The 16,764-nt window shown below is 38.7% G+C and carries 8 protein-coding genes and 1 riboswitch; all 8 genes read right to left on the reverse strand.

The window, feature by feature from the left end:
- Positions 1-50 precede the first annotated feature (50 nt).
- On the reverse strand, positions 51-2,168 hold the full coding sequence (gene scpA, locus JNG87_RS17780; protein ID WP_202840055.1) for a methylmalonyl-CoA mutase: 2,118 nt from the start codon (positions 2,166-2,168) through the stop codon (positions 51-53).
- A 138-nt stretch (positions 2,169-2,306) separates the two neighbouring features.
- Positions 2,307-5,342 (reverse strand): reprolysin-like metallopeptidase, encoded by a 3,036-nt coding sequence (locus JNG87_RS17785; RefSeq protein ID WP_202840057.1) that lies wholly within the window; start codon positions 5,340-5,342, stop codon positions 2,307-2,309.
- Between the two features lie 137 nt (positions 5,343-5,479).
- The gene (locus tag JNG87_RS17790) at positions 5,480-7,582 is read right to left on the reverse strand and encodes a prolyl oligopeptidase family serine peptidase (protein WP_202840059.1); all 2,103 of its coding nucleotides are present in this window, start codon (positions 7,580-7,582) and stop codon (positions 5,480-5,482) included.
- 86 nt (positions 7,583-7,668) lie between these two features.
- Positions 7,669-8,346 carry a hypothetical protein gene (locus JNG87_RS17795; protein ID WP_202840061.1) on the reverse strand — a complete coding sequence of 226 codons (678 nt, stop codon included), beginning with the start codon at positions 8,344-8,346 and terminating at the stop codon, positions 7,669-7,671.
- 72 nt (positions 8,347-8,418) lie between these two features.
- The gene (prfA, locus tag JNG87_RS17800; protein WP_062676053.1) at positions 8,419-9,504 is read right to left on the reverse strand and encodes a peptide chain release factor 1; all 1,086 of its coding nucleotides are present in this window, start codon (positions 9,502-9,504) and stop codon (positions 8,419-8,421) included.
- Positions 9,505-9,651: 147 nt separating this feature from the next.
- On the reverse strand, positions 9,652-10,950 hold the full coding sequence (locus JNG87_RS17805) for an APC family permease (protein ID WP_202840063.1): 1,299 nt from the start codon (positions 10,948-10,950) through the stop codon (positions 9,652-9,654).
- A 7-nt stretch (positions 10,951-10,957) separates the two neighbouring features.
- Positions 10,958-13,411, reverse strand: a complete 2,454-nt coding sequence (locus tag JNG87_RS17810; RefSeq protein WP_202840064.1) for a TonB-dependent receptor plug domain-containing protein — start codon at positions 13,409-13,411, stop codon at positions 10,958-10,960.
- Between the two features lie 93 nt (positions 13,412-13,504).
- Positions 13,505-13,609: riboswitch (SAM riboswitch) on the reverse strand.
- A 259-nt stretch (positions 13,610-13,868) separates the two neighbouring features.
- Positions 13,869-16,706, reverse strand: coding sequence for an alpha-amylase family glycosyl hydrolase (locus JNG87_RS17815; RefSeq protein WP_202840066.1), 2,838 nt, complete (start codon positions 16,704-16,706; stop codon positions 13,869-13,871).
- Positions 16,707-16,764 lie beyond the last annotated feature (58 nt).

The raw sequence follows: 16,764 nt of genomic DNA on the forward strand, positions 1-16,764 counted from the left end.
TTTTTTCATTAAACTATACAAAAGCCATGCAAGTTATTCTCTACAAATAATTAATTTAGGAATTTTTCCAGAATTTCTACGGCACATTTCGGCAGGTTGGTTCCGGGCCCGAAAATAAAATCGGCACCGTTGGCATACAAGAATTCATAATCCTGTTGTGGAATTACTCCACCTACAACGATGGTAATATCATCTGCTCCCAGCTTGGATAACTCTTCCACCACCTGCGGAACCAGTGTTTTGTGTCCTGCTGCCAATGAGGAAACTCCTAAAATGTGAATATCATTCTCCACAGCCTGTTTAGCAACTTCTTCCGGGGTCTGGAATAAGGGAGCCACATCCACATCAAATCCCATATCGGCAAATGCGGTTGCCACTACTTTTGCACCTCTGTCGTGGCCATCCTGTCCCATTTTGGCTACCATTAGTCTTGGACGTCGTCCTTCTTCTTCTTCAAATTTCTGAGTCAGGGTAAGGGCTTTTTCAAAGTATTCATTTTTACCGGCATTCATTGCGTATACACCAGAGATTGTTTTAATATTTGCTTTATATCTTCCGAAAGATTCTTCCATGGCATCACTCATTTCGCCAAGGGTAACTCTTCTTCTTGCGGCTTCAATACATAATGCCAGAAGGTTTCCTTTTCCTGTTTTTGCGCTTTCACGGATGTCATTAAGGATTTGTTCCACTGCTTCTGTATTTCGTTCTGCTTTGATGGTATTCAGTCTTTCGATCTGCTTTCTGCGAACTTCTGTATTATCAATATCTAAGATTTCTATCTGCTCCTGTTTCAATGAGGATTTGAATGAATTCACTCCGATAATGAATTCTTCTCCGCTATCAATCTTAGCCTGTTTTTTAGCGGCAGCTTCTTCAATTCTCATTTTTGGAATTCCGGCTTCGATAGCTTTGGTCATTCCTCCTTCCTGTTCTACCTCATCAATGTACCTCATCGCTTCTTCAATCATTTGCTGAGTAAGGCTTTCCACCAGGTTACTACCTCCCATCGGATCTACCACATCACATATTCCGCTTTCCTGCTGAAGAATGATCTGCGTATTTCTTGCAATTTTTGCTGAATAATCGGTGGGAAGTGCAATGGCTTCATCCAGTGCATTGGTGTGGAGAGACTGTGTTCCTCCTAAAGCCGAAGACAACGCTTCAATAGCTGTTCTTGTAATATTATTGAAGGGTTCCTGCTCTGTCAGAGACCAGCCGGAAGTCTGAGAGTGGGTTCTTAATGCCAGAGATTTCGGGTTCTGAGGATTAAACTGTTTTAAAAGGGTTGCCCAGATATATCTTGCAGCACGCATTTTAGCAATTTCCATGAAATGATTCATTCCGATTGCCCAGAAGAAAGATAATCTTGGGGCAAAATCGTCTACATTCATTCCTGCTTTGATTCCTGTTCTTACGTATTCAAGGCCGTCTGCCAGTGTGTACGCCATTTCAAGTACGGGTGTAGCACCAGCTTCCTGCATATGGTATCCGGAAATAGAAATTGAGTTGAATTTCGGAATGTTTTGCGAGGTATATTCAAAAATATCTGCGATGATCTTCATAGAAGGTGCCGGCGGATAGATGTACGTATTTCTCACCATGAATTCTTTCAAAATATCATTCTGAATGGTTCCTGAAAGCAGCTCCTGTTTTACTCCCTGCTCCTCTGCCGCTACGATGTAGAAAGACAAAATTGGAAGTACCGCTCCGTTCATGGTCATGGATACTGAAATCTGATCCAGTGGAATCTCATTGAAAAGAATCTTCATGTCTTCTACAGAGTCGATGGCAACACCTGCTTTTCCTACGTCTCCCACCACCCTTGAATGGTCAGAATCATATCCCCTGTGTGTGGCCAGGTCAAATGCTACGGAAAGCCCTTTCTGGCCGGCTGCAAGGTTTCTTCTGTAAAAAGCATTGGATTCTTCAGCTGTGGAAAACCCGGCATACTGACGAATCGTCCATGGCTTCTGAACATACATGGTGGAATACGGCCCTCTCAGATAGGGAGCAATTCCTGGTGAAGTCTGCGTTAATGATTCATCTTTTACATCTTTTTTTTCATAGGATGATTTGAGTTCAAGGCCGTCTTTTTCAAAATTGTAAATCTCTCTTTCCTGAGGTGATACACTAAAATCCGGGTTTTTCACAGAAATTGTCTTTCGCATTCCAATTATTTTTGTCCCCGTAAAGTTAATTTTTTTGAACGAAACATGAAACTTCTGTTAACATTCTGTTTTTCTTGATTTTAGCAAAAGAAAAAGGCCAGACATTTGTCCGGCCATTCTTATTTATAAATAGTGTGCTTATTTTTTGATAAGCTTCGTATTGTAAGTATTTTTGTCATCTTTTATTGTGATCACATACATCCCTTTGATTAATGAAGCAACATTAATTCTTTGTCCGTCAATCTGACCTTCCTGAGCTAATCTTCCGTCAGCAGTATAGATTTTATAATCTGCTTTTCCTTTCAGATTTTTCACTTCTACGAAAGTATCTGCAGGGTTCGGATAGATTGAAATCTCAGTTGATTTTACATCTTTTGTTTCATTTACAGCAAGGGTTTCTGCAATTTTTACAGTAAAGTCTCTGAAGCCTCCAGTAGAAATAACTCCTCCTCCCTGTACCGGAACTGATGAAACACCACATGGTCCTGTGGCTGCATTAAAGAATGTACTTGCAACTCTCATTCTCAATGATTTATCGCCTGCATATGCAGTTGCGGGTACAGTAAATGTAATTGTTCCATCATGGAAGCTAAGCTGGTTTGCTGCATTGTATACAGGGACAGCTGAATGAGATCCTACTTTTTCTGTAGATTCAAAAATTCCATTTCTATTATAATCGATCCAGATTTCAAGGAAGTCACTGTATGTACCCAAATCATGCCCTAAATTTCTAAATGAAGCTGTATACTGGGTTCCTTTTGTTAAATTAATTATTTTCGTTGGATCATCACTGAAATCAAGATAAGTTTTTGCTGCAGTGGCTAAATTACCTGAGAAATAGGCAAGATTAGATAGGTTAAGCTGAATAAGACCGCTATAATATGGGGCATTCAGGTTATTTCCCCCTGTACTCATCAGACAATAATCTGCTCCTGTAGTTAAACCTTTTGTTTTAAATGCATAGTTTGCTGAGAATGTTCCCGGAACACTATTCACAACAGCCGCAACCTGAGCTTCATAATTAGTTTCATCCTCTAAACTACTTAATAAAACAGAGTTTACAGAGCTTGTTGTATTCTGCCAGTTTGTTTCTCCTACTTTTCTATAGTTAATAGAATAAGTAGCTCCAGGCACGTTATTCCAAGACAATCTTGCTGTAGTTTTTAAGATTTCAGAAGCTAAAGCAGATACTCCTGTAGGAGCTGCTGTAGTAGATGTAGGGGCTGTGCCTACAGTTACTTGTGGAGATACTGCATAGAATACGTTTCCTATAGCTGAAATTTTTAATTTGATTGCTCCTGTCAGATTTGCAGGCATCTGTACTGTATAGGTTCCTGTATTTGGAGTGGAGGCCACTAATTCTGTCCATGCAGATCCATTAACAAGGTCTGTAGTATACTCAATCTTTACATTACTTGCGTTATATGGTGCGGCATTGGTATTGGCAACATCCCAGGTAATTGTATTTGATGCATTATTATATAGGGTTGTCGAAGAAGTAATTCCATTAAATTTAAATGGTCCGTCATTTCCTACAGTAAGGGTTGTTTCTGAAGATACAAGCATTGGTCTCAAAGCATTTTCATCTCTAGCAGTTACCGCATAGTGAAGTATTCTCGGTATGTAGGAAACTGTTTCCCAGGTAGCTTTATTAGTAAGTTTTCCAGCCATTACAAGTGGTAAACTCGGGAAATATCTTCTTCCGCTTGCTGTTCCGAAGAAAGATCTTGCAATCGAGCCTTGTGCATTGTATCCCCAACCACTGTCTCCGGAAATAGAAGCAAGATTATTGACACTGTCATATTGCTCCCAGGTATATTTTATTGCATCACCTTCAGCATCGGTAGCAGATGCATCCAGGTAATAAGGAGTACCCTTTGGAATAGTGTATGCTGTAAGGGCTGCAATAGTAGGTGCTGTATTATTTGTAATATTTTCAGATGTTCCACAAGTAGTCTTGGCGTCTAAGCTATTTAGAATCTGATTAATTGAAGAATAATGGAAATAAGCATCCGAATTAGCCTGTACATTGTCCTGAGTAATTCCGGCATATCCCATAATTGTTGTTCCTCCACCCGGCTCAACATTTACACCAGAGCCTTCCGTAGCATGTGAAAAGGTATGGTTTCCTCCAAGCTGGTGTCCCATTTCATGCGCAACATAATCAATATCAAAAAGATCTCCTGTTGGATTGGTATTCTGTGTAAACGCAGATCCTTTTGCTAATGAAGTAGCTGTAGCAGGATCTACACATGTAGATCCGATAGATCCGGCATTTCCGTTACCACCGGCAGCATTGAATACATGCCCCATATCATAATTCGCATTCCCTACTTGAGCTGTTAAGGTTTGCTGAAGCTGTAAGTTTAAGTTTCCAGTATAAGGGTCTGTTGCAGGGTCTGTATATATAATGTTAGGAAGATCCTGAATAATCAGTTTAATTGCAAAATCTTTTTGAAAAACGCCATTTACACGGGTTATAGTAGCATTCATCTGAGTAACGGTATTCGTTACTCCTCCAGTCGGATCAAATTTCTTTGTATATTCTCCTGTAGTAGATAGAGCCAATCTGTAAGTTCTGAATTTCGTACTTGCCGGTCTGCTTGTAATTCCTACATTAGAAAGATTTTTTTTTCCGAAGGCTTCTAATGATTTAATATCTTTGAAATTTTTCTCTTCGGTAGTACATTCAAAACCATGATCTGCCTCTGTTCTTTTTGTTTTATAGAAAACACCATACACCTGCTTATCAGCAGTAATAGGCTCTATAAACTGAAATTTCCCGTCTTTGATAATCATCGACTGCATTTCGGTAGGTGCAGTACTGAATCTTACATATTTGCCAGGATCATCAACCCCTACTCCTACATAAGATCCCAGCTGATATCTGTCTGCCATGGATTTTTCCATCACAGGATCACTATAAACAGCAAATTTTTCAATTTTTCCTTCTGCTGTAGGCAGAGATACGATCACAGCCTGAGCTCCTTTCCCTGTTTCTACAGCGTCTTTTAGAATATTCCTAAGAGACTGTAAATCAAATCTGTAAGCATACTGAACTTCGACTTCTTTTCTGATCTCTGATGTTCTTTGTGAGGCAGGTTCCCACCTCTGCGCATTAAGGCTGGATAGCCCAGCAGCCAATGCACAAACCAGTAAAATTCTTTTTTTCATAATTACCTAATTAGTTTAGAATTAATAAACTTTAAATATCCGCCTTAAAAATAAGAATTATAAACATAACAACATAAAAAAAACAGTCAATTTTAAATAAAATCGACCGTTTGTTTAAATATTTTACTTTTTTAAAATTATTTCTTTATTCCCATCTCAAACAATGCAAATGATATAAGATCTGCATTTTCACTGATCACCTGATCTGTAGATCTTCCGGCGCCGTGTCCTGCATTCTTTTCAATTCTTAAGAGAATAGGGTTTTTACATGCCTGTTTTTCCTGAAGCTCTGCACCAAATTTGAAAGAGTGTGCCGGAACAACCCTGTCATCGTGATCACTTGTGATAATCATTGTGGAAGGATAACAAGTTCCTGCTTTTACATTGTGTACCGGAGAATAAGATTTAAGGTATTCAAACATTTCTTTACTGTCTTCTGCAGTACCGTAATCATAAGACCATCCTGCTCCGGCTGTAAATTTATTATACCTCAGCATATCCAGAACTCCAACTCCGGGAAAGGCTACTCGGGCAAGATCAGGCCTCATCGTCATTGTCGCTCCTACCAGTAATCCTCCGTTTGATCTTCCTGACAGCGCCATGTATTCTTTTGAAGTATACCCTTTACTTTGAAGATATTCTCCGGCAGCGATAAAATCTTCAAAAACATTTTTCTTCTGCTGTTTAGTCCCGGCATCGTGCCACTTTTTACCATACTCACCTCCTCCACGGATATTTGGAACAGCGTAAATACCGCCATTCTCCATCCAGATGGCATTAACTACAGAGAATGATGGCTGCAGGCTGATGTTGAAACCTCCGTAAGAATACAGAATAGTAGGGTTTTTACCGTTAAGTTTAGTTCCTTTCTTGTAATTGATCATCATAGGTACTTTTGTACCGTCTTTTGAAGTATAGAATACCTGTTCTGAAACATAGTCATCCGGATTAAACTTCACTTTAGGTTTTTGATAGATTTCAGATTTTCCTGAGTCTACATTGAATTTATAAGTAGTTCCCGGTGTAATATAATTGCTGAAAGAGAAGTAAACATCTTTCTCTTTTTCTTTTCCTCCGAACCCTGAGATATTTCCTTTGCCGGGAAGTGCAATTTCTCTGATCAGTTTTCCGGTTTTATCAAACTGTTTTACCTGATCAATAGCATCAATCATATAGGTTGCGAAGAAATATCCACCACCTGAAGAAATTCCCAAAACATTTTCTGTTTGTGGAATGACATCTTTCCATGTTGCCGGAGCCGGGTTACTGATGGTTGTTTTTACAAGACGCATATTCGGTGCATCTTTATCTGTGAAAATGAAAAGATCATCACCCTGTGTGTCTACAATGCTGGCATTGATATCAAATCCGTTCATAATCTGCACAAAATCTCCGCCTTTTTGAAGGTCTTTTATGTACAATTCATTACCATTTGTAGCATTAGCTGCAGAAATGATAAGATATCTCTGGTCTTCAGAAACTCCTGCACTAAGATATCTTCTTGGCGTTTTCTCTCCTCCGAAAATCAGTTTATCTTCAGACTGCTTTGTTCCCAGCTTGTGGAAGTATACTTTATGTTTATCAGTCATCCCTGAAAGAACTGTTCCTTCTTTCGGTTTGTCGTAGCTTGAATAATAGAAGCCTTCGTCTCCCTGCCATGAAATTCCACTGAATTTCACATCCAGTAAAGTTTCATCAATCTGTTTTTTGGTTACTGCATCAATGATGATGATCTTGTTCCAATCGCTTCCTCCTTCAGAAATAGAGTAGGCAGCAAGGTTACCTTTTTTATTGAACGACAGGTTGGAAAGAGAAGTTGTTCCCTTTTCTGAAAATTTATTAGGATCTAAAAAGACTTCTGTAGCATTGGTCTTGTTGTTTGTTCTATACAAAACAGACTGGGCCTGCAGACCGTCATTTTTATAATAATAGGTATAATCTCCTTCTTTGAAAGGTGCAGAAATTTTTTCATAGTTCCAGATTTCCTTCAACTGATTTTTAATTTTATCCCTGAACGGAATCTTAGAAAGGTAATTCTGGCTGTAAGCAACTTCTTCATCCACCCATTTTTTTGTAGGTTCAGAATCATTTTCCAGATCTCTGAAGGGATCAGAAACGGCAGTTCCAAAATAGGTATCTGTCTGGTTTCCTTTTAACGCTTTAGGGTAATTCATTTTCTGAGAATAAAAAGATGCTGAAAATAATACTCCAGCTGTTAACAATATAGGCTTAAAATTCATACTGATCGGTTTGTCTCAAAAATACGTAAAGTATGTGAAATAAAAAAAGCCCCGTTGTATTGGGACTTTCTATACTTTATAATCGGTTATTCATTGGCTCCGAAGCTTTCAAAATAAAAATCGGTAAGGTTGGAAACAATCTCATCCGGGCTTCCGTTCCAGTAATATATTTTGTCTCCTACTTTCATTTCGTAAAGATTAAAACTCTGATCAGCTGTTACTGTTTTATCAGCATTTTTGAAATCCTGCGCTGCCTGAACCAGATATTTTTTCAGTTCTTCTGCTTTTATTTTACTCAGATCGCCTTTTGGTCCGGAAGTTAATTTCGAGGGAACCAGAAAGCTTACGGAATAACTTATTTCTGCAATTTTTTCGTCCTTAACATATTCATTCGGTACCACTTTTACATTTTTAACAGTCAGTTTTCCTGTTTTAAAATTCCCAAACATCGCAATAAAATACTCTTCCGCCTCTTTTTTGCATGCTGCAGCCGTGGCTTTAGGGAAAGCAGCCAGAAAATTCTCAACGCTGCCATTTATCATTTCTTTTGAAGTTTCCTTAAAATCTACCTGATACGCATTCTGGCCTTCTACAGTAGGTCTTAGATAATCGTTAAGTTTGTTCAAAGCAGTTTCATCATTATTCACAAAAGTTCCGAAAAAGAGTTCAAAGGCTTCTTTGGGTTTCTTCACTTCTGTCTGAGCCATCAGCTGTTGTCCCATCACGGAAAGCAATAGCAGGAAAATAATTTTGTAATTTTTCATAGTTTAAATTGTATTTAGTATGTAAAAAAGCCTCTGAAAAATCAGAGGCTGTATTTTAATTATTTCGATTTTTTAGTAATTTTCTTCTTCCCCTTTCATCTTTTCTGCATTTTCTGCCATGATTACGGCATCAATCATTTCAGAAATATCGCCATTCATGTAAGCATCAAGATTGTACATAGACTTGTTGATTCTGTGATCTGTAACTCTACCCTGTGGATAATTGTACGTTTTAATTTTTGCAGAACGGTCACCGGTAGAAACCATGGATTTACGTTGTGCAGCGATATCTCCCTGTACTTTCTGTAATTCGATATCGTATAGTTTTGTTCTCAGCATTTCCATCGCCAGCTCACGGTTAGCAAGCTGAGAACGAGCCTGCTGACAAACCACAACAAGTCCTGAAGGTTTGTGGGTAAGCTGAACTTTCGTTTCAACCTTGTTTACGTTCTGACCTCCGGCACCACCTGAACGGGAAGTCTGCATTTCAATATCTGCAGGATTCAGTTCAAAATCTACTTCTTCAGCTTCCGGAAGAACTGCAACCGTAATGGCAGAAGTGTGTACTCTTCCCTGAGATTCTGTCTCAGGTACACGCTGTACACGGTGAACTCCGGATTCAAACTTCATGATTCCGTAAACACCTTCTCCTTCCACCTTCATGATCAATTCCTTGTATCCTTTCGCTGCTTCATTAGAATCTGTCACTTCATGTCTCCATCCTTTTGTTTTGAAATACATGGTATACATTCTGTAGATATCTTCCACGAAAATAGCGGCTTCATCACCTCCGGTTCCGGCACGTAGTTCCACGATAACGTTTTTGTCATCTGCAGGATCTTTAGGAATCAGCAATACTTTCAGCTCTTCTTCCAATCCGGGAAGTTTAGCCTGGGCTTCCAGTTTTTCTTCTTTAGCCAGATCTACCAGATCTCTGTCTGAACCATCTGCAATGATTTCTTCAGATTCTGCGATACTATCCAAAGCGCCTTTGTACTGATCATAAACTCTTACAATTTTTCCCAAATCACTATATTCTTTGTTCAAAGAAGAATATCTTTTTTGGTCTGAAATGACATCAGGCTGTATAATAAGGTCTGCAACCTCATTATATCTTTGTTTTATAGCTTCTAATTTTGGAATTAATGATTTAGACATTGTAGAAATTTTGTGGGTGCAAAGATAAGGATTATTAATTCAAAATTAAAATTCCAAATCATCATAAATTTTTGAGCATTAGGGATAAAGAGTCAAAAAGGTAAAAAAGCTGAATTGTAAAAATGTTTATTATATTGAAATCAGGCTCTAAGATCCTTTAGAAAGTCTTCTGTCTATCAGATATAAAATAATTCCTACAGCGATAATTCCCAATCCTATCAAGCTTTCCTTAGGGTTATGAATGAATGTAAAATAGAGAATATAGATACTGAACAGCAGAAAAACAGCCGGAAAAATATGGAAAGCATTCGACTTAAAGATCTTCCTGTCTTTTTTCTTCAGGAAGAAAACCGTCGAAATCGCAAGACTTGCAAAAAGCTGTAGTATAAAAGCTGTATAGACAAAAATTTCTTTAAAGCTTCCCGTTAAAATAATAATAGCAGCAATCACAGCATGGGCAAAAATAGCTCTTACCGGAATTCCTTTTGTATTTCCAGATGATAATGGTTTCCAGATTTGGGTATGTTTTGCAAAAGCCTGTGTCAGTCTTGAGCCAACCCACAAGTATCCACTTATGGTTGCAATCAGCTGCAGGGCTATAAAAATATTAACAATTTTTCCAAAAGCCGGACCCAACATATTGACTGCTGCTTCGCCCATCACATCTTCTTTTCCTGCCAGCTGATTCACTGGAGCGTGTTTCAGCATAATATAATTCACCAGAATATAGCTTACCGTCACAAAAACAGTTCCTATAATCAATGATTTAGGAAGGTTTTTCTGCACATCCTTTATTTCTCCCGCAATATAGGAAGCTGAATTCCAGCCTGTGTAGGAATAGGTCACAAATACCAGAGAGGTTGCAAAGGCAGGAAGCATGATCTCATTCTGCCAGCTGTCACTGAAATTAAGGCTGTTGCCGATCTGGGGTGAATTTGAAATTCCTACTCCAAGAATAACCAGTACAATAATAAAAGCGATCTTAATGAATGTAAAAAAGTTGTGAAACCTGCTGGATGTTTTCAGGCTGAATGATAATGCAATTGCCACCAGGAATATCGCGGCTATGGCAAATCCGTTTCCAAAGCTATAATCAAATACAGAAAGGTATTTTGACATAGCCAAAGCAGCCAGCGCTACGGGAGAGGAAAATCCTATGATGAGCGAAATCCAGCTTATGAGATATCCGAAAATCGGATGATAGGTTTCTTTAAGATAAATAAAATCGCCTCCGTTTCCTTTAAAATGGGAACCCAATTCTGCGTAGCAAAATGCCCCAAACAAAGCGAGAACCCCTCCGATGCTCCATAGCAGGAAAATACTGTAGGTGTTGGTAATATCGGAAAGCTGAAATCCCAGGGTGGTAAAAATCCCTGTTCCGATCATATTGGAAACGACGATGGCTGCGGCTGTTTTCCAGCCAATCTGATGTGAGGCAGTACTCATTTAATGATTAAAAATTAAAATTAAGCCTTCCGAAGAAATAATTCCCCAGCGTTCCCATCTGCACAGGCGCATATTTGAATACTCCATAATATGAATTTTTATAAATCTGGCGGTCCGGAAAGACATCAAATATATTGTTGGCCCCTACTGTAAAATTGATACTTTTGGTGATATCATACCCAACGCTGATGTCTGTCACTACTTTTGGTGAGAATTCCTGCACGTCTCCAAACGGATAACCATCTCTTATTACCTTACCAAAATAGGTATTTCTTACGAGAAAACTGAATTTTCCTATTCCATAATTTAATCCTAATGAAGCTTTTGTTTTTGGAGACAGTGTTTCAATGATATTGATCTGATCGGGACCAAAAAACTGATCCTGAGGCGTTCCTAAGTTTTCAGGAAAATGAAAATCTGTGATTTTTGTTTCCGTATAGTTTCCGGCAAGATTCATATTTAATTTTCCATTCCCAAGAATCCAGTCATAGGAAACCACTACATCTACTCCTTTCGTTTCTGTATCAATAGCATTGGCGAAGAATCTTCCGCTTTCTACTTCATTTCCATGCCCAACTACAGCAGGATTTGATAATCTTGGATCTGTAATATTACCTGTAATAACTATTCTGTCTTTTACTTTAATAAAATAGCCATCTATTGTAATGAACAGTCCTTTTAATGGTTTTAACGTCAATCCGGCACTTGCATTGACAGAAGTTTCCTGCTTGAGTTTATCAAATCCAAGAATTCTGGCAGCTTCACTATCGTTGCTGAATATTCCTTTGGTAACAATCTTTGAACCGGAAGTAGAAATATCTGCATAGGAATTATTAAAATACTGCTGCTGAAGTGAAGGAGCCCTGAATCCTGTCCCAACAGCGGCTCTTACCGCATAGTTTTTTACAAACTCATATCGTACCGCGAGTTTTCCATTCAAGGTGTTTCCGAAATCTGAATAATTTTCAAACCTGGCAGCAGCATCAATATTCAGTTTTTTATCCAAATCATAGGAAACATCTGCATATACTGCGGTGGAATGCCTGTCTTTCTTCAAGGCATTGTTGGGAGAAAATCCAATAAAGGATTGAGATCCTCCCGCACCAAGTACTGTTGATCCTTCAGTAGCTACATTTCCATCGATGTCATATTGGGTATAGGATGCTTCGTCACCCGCTTTAATCTGGTATTGTTCAAACCTGAACTCACCACCGAACGCAATATTGAAACGGTTTATATTTTTAGAAACATCAAGATTAATGGTATTCTGAAGGAAACTATGGGCGCCTGCATAAAAACTTGTGGGTGATTTTGCTCCCAGAGAAGCATTATTGGTGTTGCTTACCTTATAATTGAAGGTATTGCTCCCGAATGTATTACTAAGGTCAAATAGCCAGTTGTTAACATTATATTTTGCACCTACAGCATAGGAAACATCATATACCTGAGACCCAAGAACCGCCTGAAAACCGTTCGGATAAATGGATGAAACCACATTAGACTTTTCGCTTGGCAGTCTTCTGAAACCAAACCCTTCTCCTTCTTTAATACTGAAACCTCCGAAAGAATAGAGTTTAAAATGATCATTAAAAGGATATTCTGAATTGAAAAACAACTGTCCCTGTCTGATCTGGGCATCTCCGATCTGAAAATTGAAATCATCACGGGTCAATCCTCTTTTTTCAATTTCGGCATCATCCGCAGCTCTGGCTGCTTTTACCGCTTCAGCGTCACCTGCAAATTCATACGCAAAATTATCTCCGAAAATATCCAGATCGTGATTTTGAGTTCTTGTAGTTTTTCCTCTGTGGCTTAATTGCAGGGAAAGATTGATATAACCGTCTTCCTTTCCTAATGAAGCTCCGTAGTTGACTCCTGCCTGATACGTATCTCCATCATTTCTTCCACTTAATCCGTAAGTAAGGCTTGCTGAAGCTCCGGCATTTTTCTTAAGAATTATGTTGATCACTCCGGCAATAGCATCAGAACCATATTGTGCAGCAGCTCCGTCTCTTAACACTTCTATTCTATCAATAGCAATTACGGGAATGGTACTCAAATCTGTTCCTACGGAACCATTTCCTACAGTATTCTGATAATTGACCAATGAGGTTGTATGTCTTCTTTTTCCGTTAAGCAATACGAGAACCTGATCAGGGCCCATTCCTCTTAATGTTACGGGATCAATATGCTCTGTGCCATCAGAAGCAGACTGCCTCACTGCATTAAACGACGGAATCACATAATTAAGGAGATCCTGAGCAGTCATTTGGGGAGAACTTCTCTGGATTTTGTCAATATTAATTACATCTACAGGAACCGGTGTCTCCAGCTTTGTTCTTTTGACATTACGGTTTCCGACGATGATAATATCTTCGATCTGTTTTCCTTTTTCCTCACTTTCCTGAGCAGCTACCAGAATTGCTCCAAGCAATAGTACAGCTGTGCTTAATTTTTTCATTTTTGTTCTTGCCAATTAATACTACCAATCTGACGGATCTTTCCGCAGATACACAAGACTTCAAGAAATGGAATTCATATAGAGTATTGACTTCAATTATCTCTCCCAAAGGGTTGGAATTAGCACCTTTACACGCTGGAATTGTGCAGGTTGCTAAGGTTTCACCGGGCCAAATCCCTCCACCTTTCTTGATAAATCTACTGCAAAAGTAGACTATTTTTCTGAACTTACAAAAAAAGCAAATCTGCTGATCTGCAAATTTGCCTTTTATTTTGTATGGAACTTGTTTAAACTTTTTATTTTTGAACCATTAAGATTTAATAAGAGTTTAAGAGGATTAAGAGAAACTTAAAAATCAGAATGATTAACCTTAACTATACTTTATTTCTTAAACCTTCTTAATGGTTTTTAAGATATTAAATATTTTTTATAAGTCTAGACAACTAAATCTTTTGTTTTATTTAATAATCATCTTTTGAATGGCTATTCCTGTATCTGATTTCAACTGCACAAGATACGTGCCTGCCGGATAATCAACCTTCAAATTATAAGTTCCGCTCTCTTTATCGAGTTTGAAAGTATCCAGTTTTTTACCGGTCATATCAAAAATTGAAATTTCCCCATTTTTTGCTTTATTGAAAACCAGTTTAGCGATTCCATTTCGGACAGGATTATCTGCAATCTGAAGAGATAATTTGTTGGCGGCATTGACATCTGCTGTTGACAAAGCACCAGCGTAATTACCAAAGATTCTAAATTCTCCCGATTGTAAAGTGATTGGAGCTGTTGTGGAAGCTACATTTGAAATACTGTTGTCCATCAGATTCTGCCATTGACCTGTGTAAGGGAAATAAGGCACTACATTCTGTGCGGAAGTCGTGTAATTGGCCAATACGACAACATTCTTTATTCCTGTTGTAATAGAGGCATCATATACATAAATTCTTGTGATCAGACCATTGGGGTCGTTCGTAAGATTGTTGGATTCTATACTATAGGTTTTCGATTTAAAGACCTGATGACTGTTTCTGATGTTGATGATTTTAGCCCATGTATCGTAGACCGCCTTTCTATTCAGATCAGTATCATATCCGAGCGTAAATGCAACAGGTTTCTCATCGGTTCTGCATCCGCTGTCTATCGTACCGTTTGCACATCTGTTGATGCTGAATTCATATCCTAATTCTCCAAACTGCCAGATCATTTTCGGACCAGGGATAGTAAAGAACGTGGCCCCGAATGTTTTCATTCTTTCAAGAGCGGTATTCAGGTTTTTTACATCATAGCTTCCGTTCGCTGCACCGTATGCGAGGTTTTTAAACATCAGTCTTTCTTCATCGTGGCTTTCTCCATAGCCTACGGCACTCATATTGGTAAATCCGTGAAGACTGTGGTTCATTCGGTCGTAATTGCTGTTTTCCTTATATCCCATCGTATTCTGATTGTAAGGATCTGTCTGTTTATTCCAAAGCATAACGCCTTTTCCTTCTGCTATTCTGTAATTCGCCCATTGCTGTTCTTCTGCATCAGTTCCAAGGTGTTCGAAGATCATATAAGAATTGGGATCAATGGCCCATTGTTTATCAGCATAATTTTTCATGATATCCACTCTGTCCTGCTGGTAGGCATTGGTACAGGCCTCATCATTTTCAGAACAGCTTTGCGTAAATCCTTTGGTTAAATCCCAACGGAATCCGTCTATGTGATATTCAGTCAGCCATTGCTCAAGACATCTTTCAACATAATATTGCGTTGAAAGGCTGGTATGGTTAAAATCGTTAAATACATTGTATGAATGTTTCGGAACCTGATTAAAGTAAGGGTTGTTGGCTGCAACATTTCCATAGCCATCACCATCCGGATCAATATTCCAGAGTCTTACCAGAGGTGAACGTCCTGTTGCGTGATTAAATGCGACATCCAGAATGACTGCAATTCCGTTCTGGTGGCATACATCTACAAATTCTTTGAATTTTTCGGGAGTACCGTAGGCTTTGTCCAATGCATAATGAAAAGAAGTATTATATCCCCAGGAAAGATTTCCGTCAAATTCCATGATGGGAAGCAGTTCTATAGCATTGATTTTCAAATTCTTTAAATAGGAAATTTTATTGATCAGTGACTGCCAGTTCTTTTCCTGTGTGAAATCTCTCAATAATAATTCATACACTATAAGATCCTGTTTCGCAGGTCTTTGAAAATTGGTAACCTGCCAATTATAAGCGGTCTGGCCTGTTTTAAATGTTGACACTTCAAAACCCTGCCCGGCAGGAAATGCTGGTAAGTTTGGATAGGTAGAAGCGGAAATCCACGGATCATCATAAGAGGAAAGAATTTGTGGAGAATAAGGATCTGCTACTTTTCTCAAATCGTTTGTTCTGTATTGGAAGGTATAAAGCTGCTGAGGAGTGATTCCATTGAGTTCAATCCAGTACAGATCGGGATTTGTGGTGTCTTTTTTCATTAAATAGGTATCATTCACCGTCCAGTTATTGAAACTTCCTATGACATGAACAAAACTTTTCCCCGGAGCATATAAAGCCAATCCCACCTTGGTAGGATCTGTCGGATGGTAATTGATTCCCTGTCTGATCCAGTTGGGTATTGCCTGGGAAACAACATTTCTCGGAACCTGTACAATGAATGCTGCCGTTTTGGAATTGGTTCCCTGTGTCGCCACAAGTTCCATATTTGCATCCTGGGTAACCGTATAACTATAAGAATAAGACTGTGAAGGTGTTGTGGTTGAATTGACAACAGTTCCGTTGGCTTTTAACTGAAATGTAGCATTGGTACTTGCCGTCGCCGTAATAGTAATGGAATTCCCCACAGGAACTGAAGTAAGGCTGTTCGCCAATGGATTTGTAAGCGTTAAGTTTAAAGTCCCTACGTTTACAAAAATATCTGGTGAAGTCTGGTGCAATCCCGTCTTATCCTTTAATAAAAACCCAAACCTTCCGATTCCTGTTCTTCCATAAAAAGAAGTTGGTGTAAAAGTGAGTGAATAACTATCTGTAGCAGCATTATAATTCAGCTTATTCAGATCATTGGAATTGTTCCAGCTGCCATTGGTAGGGCAATCCTGACTGTTCTGATAATTGGTATCAAACGACCAGGTCCAGATATAAATGGCATTGTTGGAAACGCCCCACGCAGACTCATCAATCTGATCCCCGGGAACAGTAAGCGTGATCGCATCTGTTTCGTTGAACGGATCAGGAGAAATTGTATAATTGATCTGTCCGAATACAGCCATGGTAATCAACAGAAAAACAACAGAATAAAACTTTTTCATTTATTATTTTTTATCGAATATAGTATAAATTTTTCTTCATGACCACTATTCCTCTTCG

Origin of the sequence: Chryseobacterium cucumeris, assembly GCF_016775705.1 — a bacterium.
GTDB lineage: Bacteria > Bacteroidota > Bacteroidia > Flavobacteriales > Weeksellaceae > Chryseobacterium > Chryseobacterium cupriresistens.

Excerpts from the sequence above, each read along its gene's own strand:
- scpA (WP_202840055.1), bottom strand. The coding sequence starts at position 2,168 with ATGCGAAAGACAATTTCTGTGAAAAACCCGGATTTTAGTGTATCACCT.
- JNG87_RS17785 (WP_202840057.1), bottom strand. The coding sequence starts at position 5,342 with ATGAAAAAAAGAATTTTACTGGTTTGTGCATTGGCTGCTGGGCTATCC.
- JNG87_RS17790 (WP_202840059.1), bottom strand. The coding sequence starts at position 7,582 with ATGAATTTTAAGCCTATATTGTTAACAGCTGGAGTATTATTTTCAGCA.
- JNG87_RS17795 (WP_202840061.1), bottom strand. The coding sequence starts at position 8,346 with ATGAAAAATTACAAAATTATTTTCCTGCTATTGCTTTCCGTGATGGGA.
- prfA (WP_062676053.1), bottom strand. The coding sequence starts at position 9,504 with ATGTCTAAATCATTAATTCCAAAATTAGAAGCTATAAAACAAAGATAT.
- JNG87_RS17805 (WP_202840063.1), bottom strand. The coding sequence starts at position 10,950 with ATGAGTACTGCCTCACATCAGATTGGCTGGAAAACAGCCGCAGCCATC.
- JNG87_RS17810 (WP_202840064.1), bottom strand. The coding sequence starts at position 13,411 with ATGAAAAAATTAAGCACAGCTGTACTATTGCTTGGAGCAATTCTGGTA.
- JNG87_RS17815 (WP_202840066.1), bottom strand. The coding sequence starts at position 16,706 with ATGAAAAAGTTTTATTCTGTTGTTTTTCTGTTGATTACCATGGCTGTA.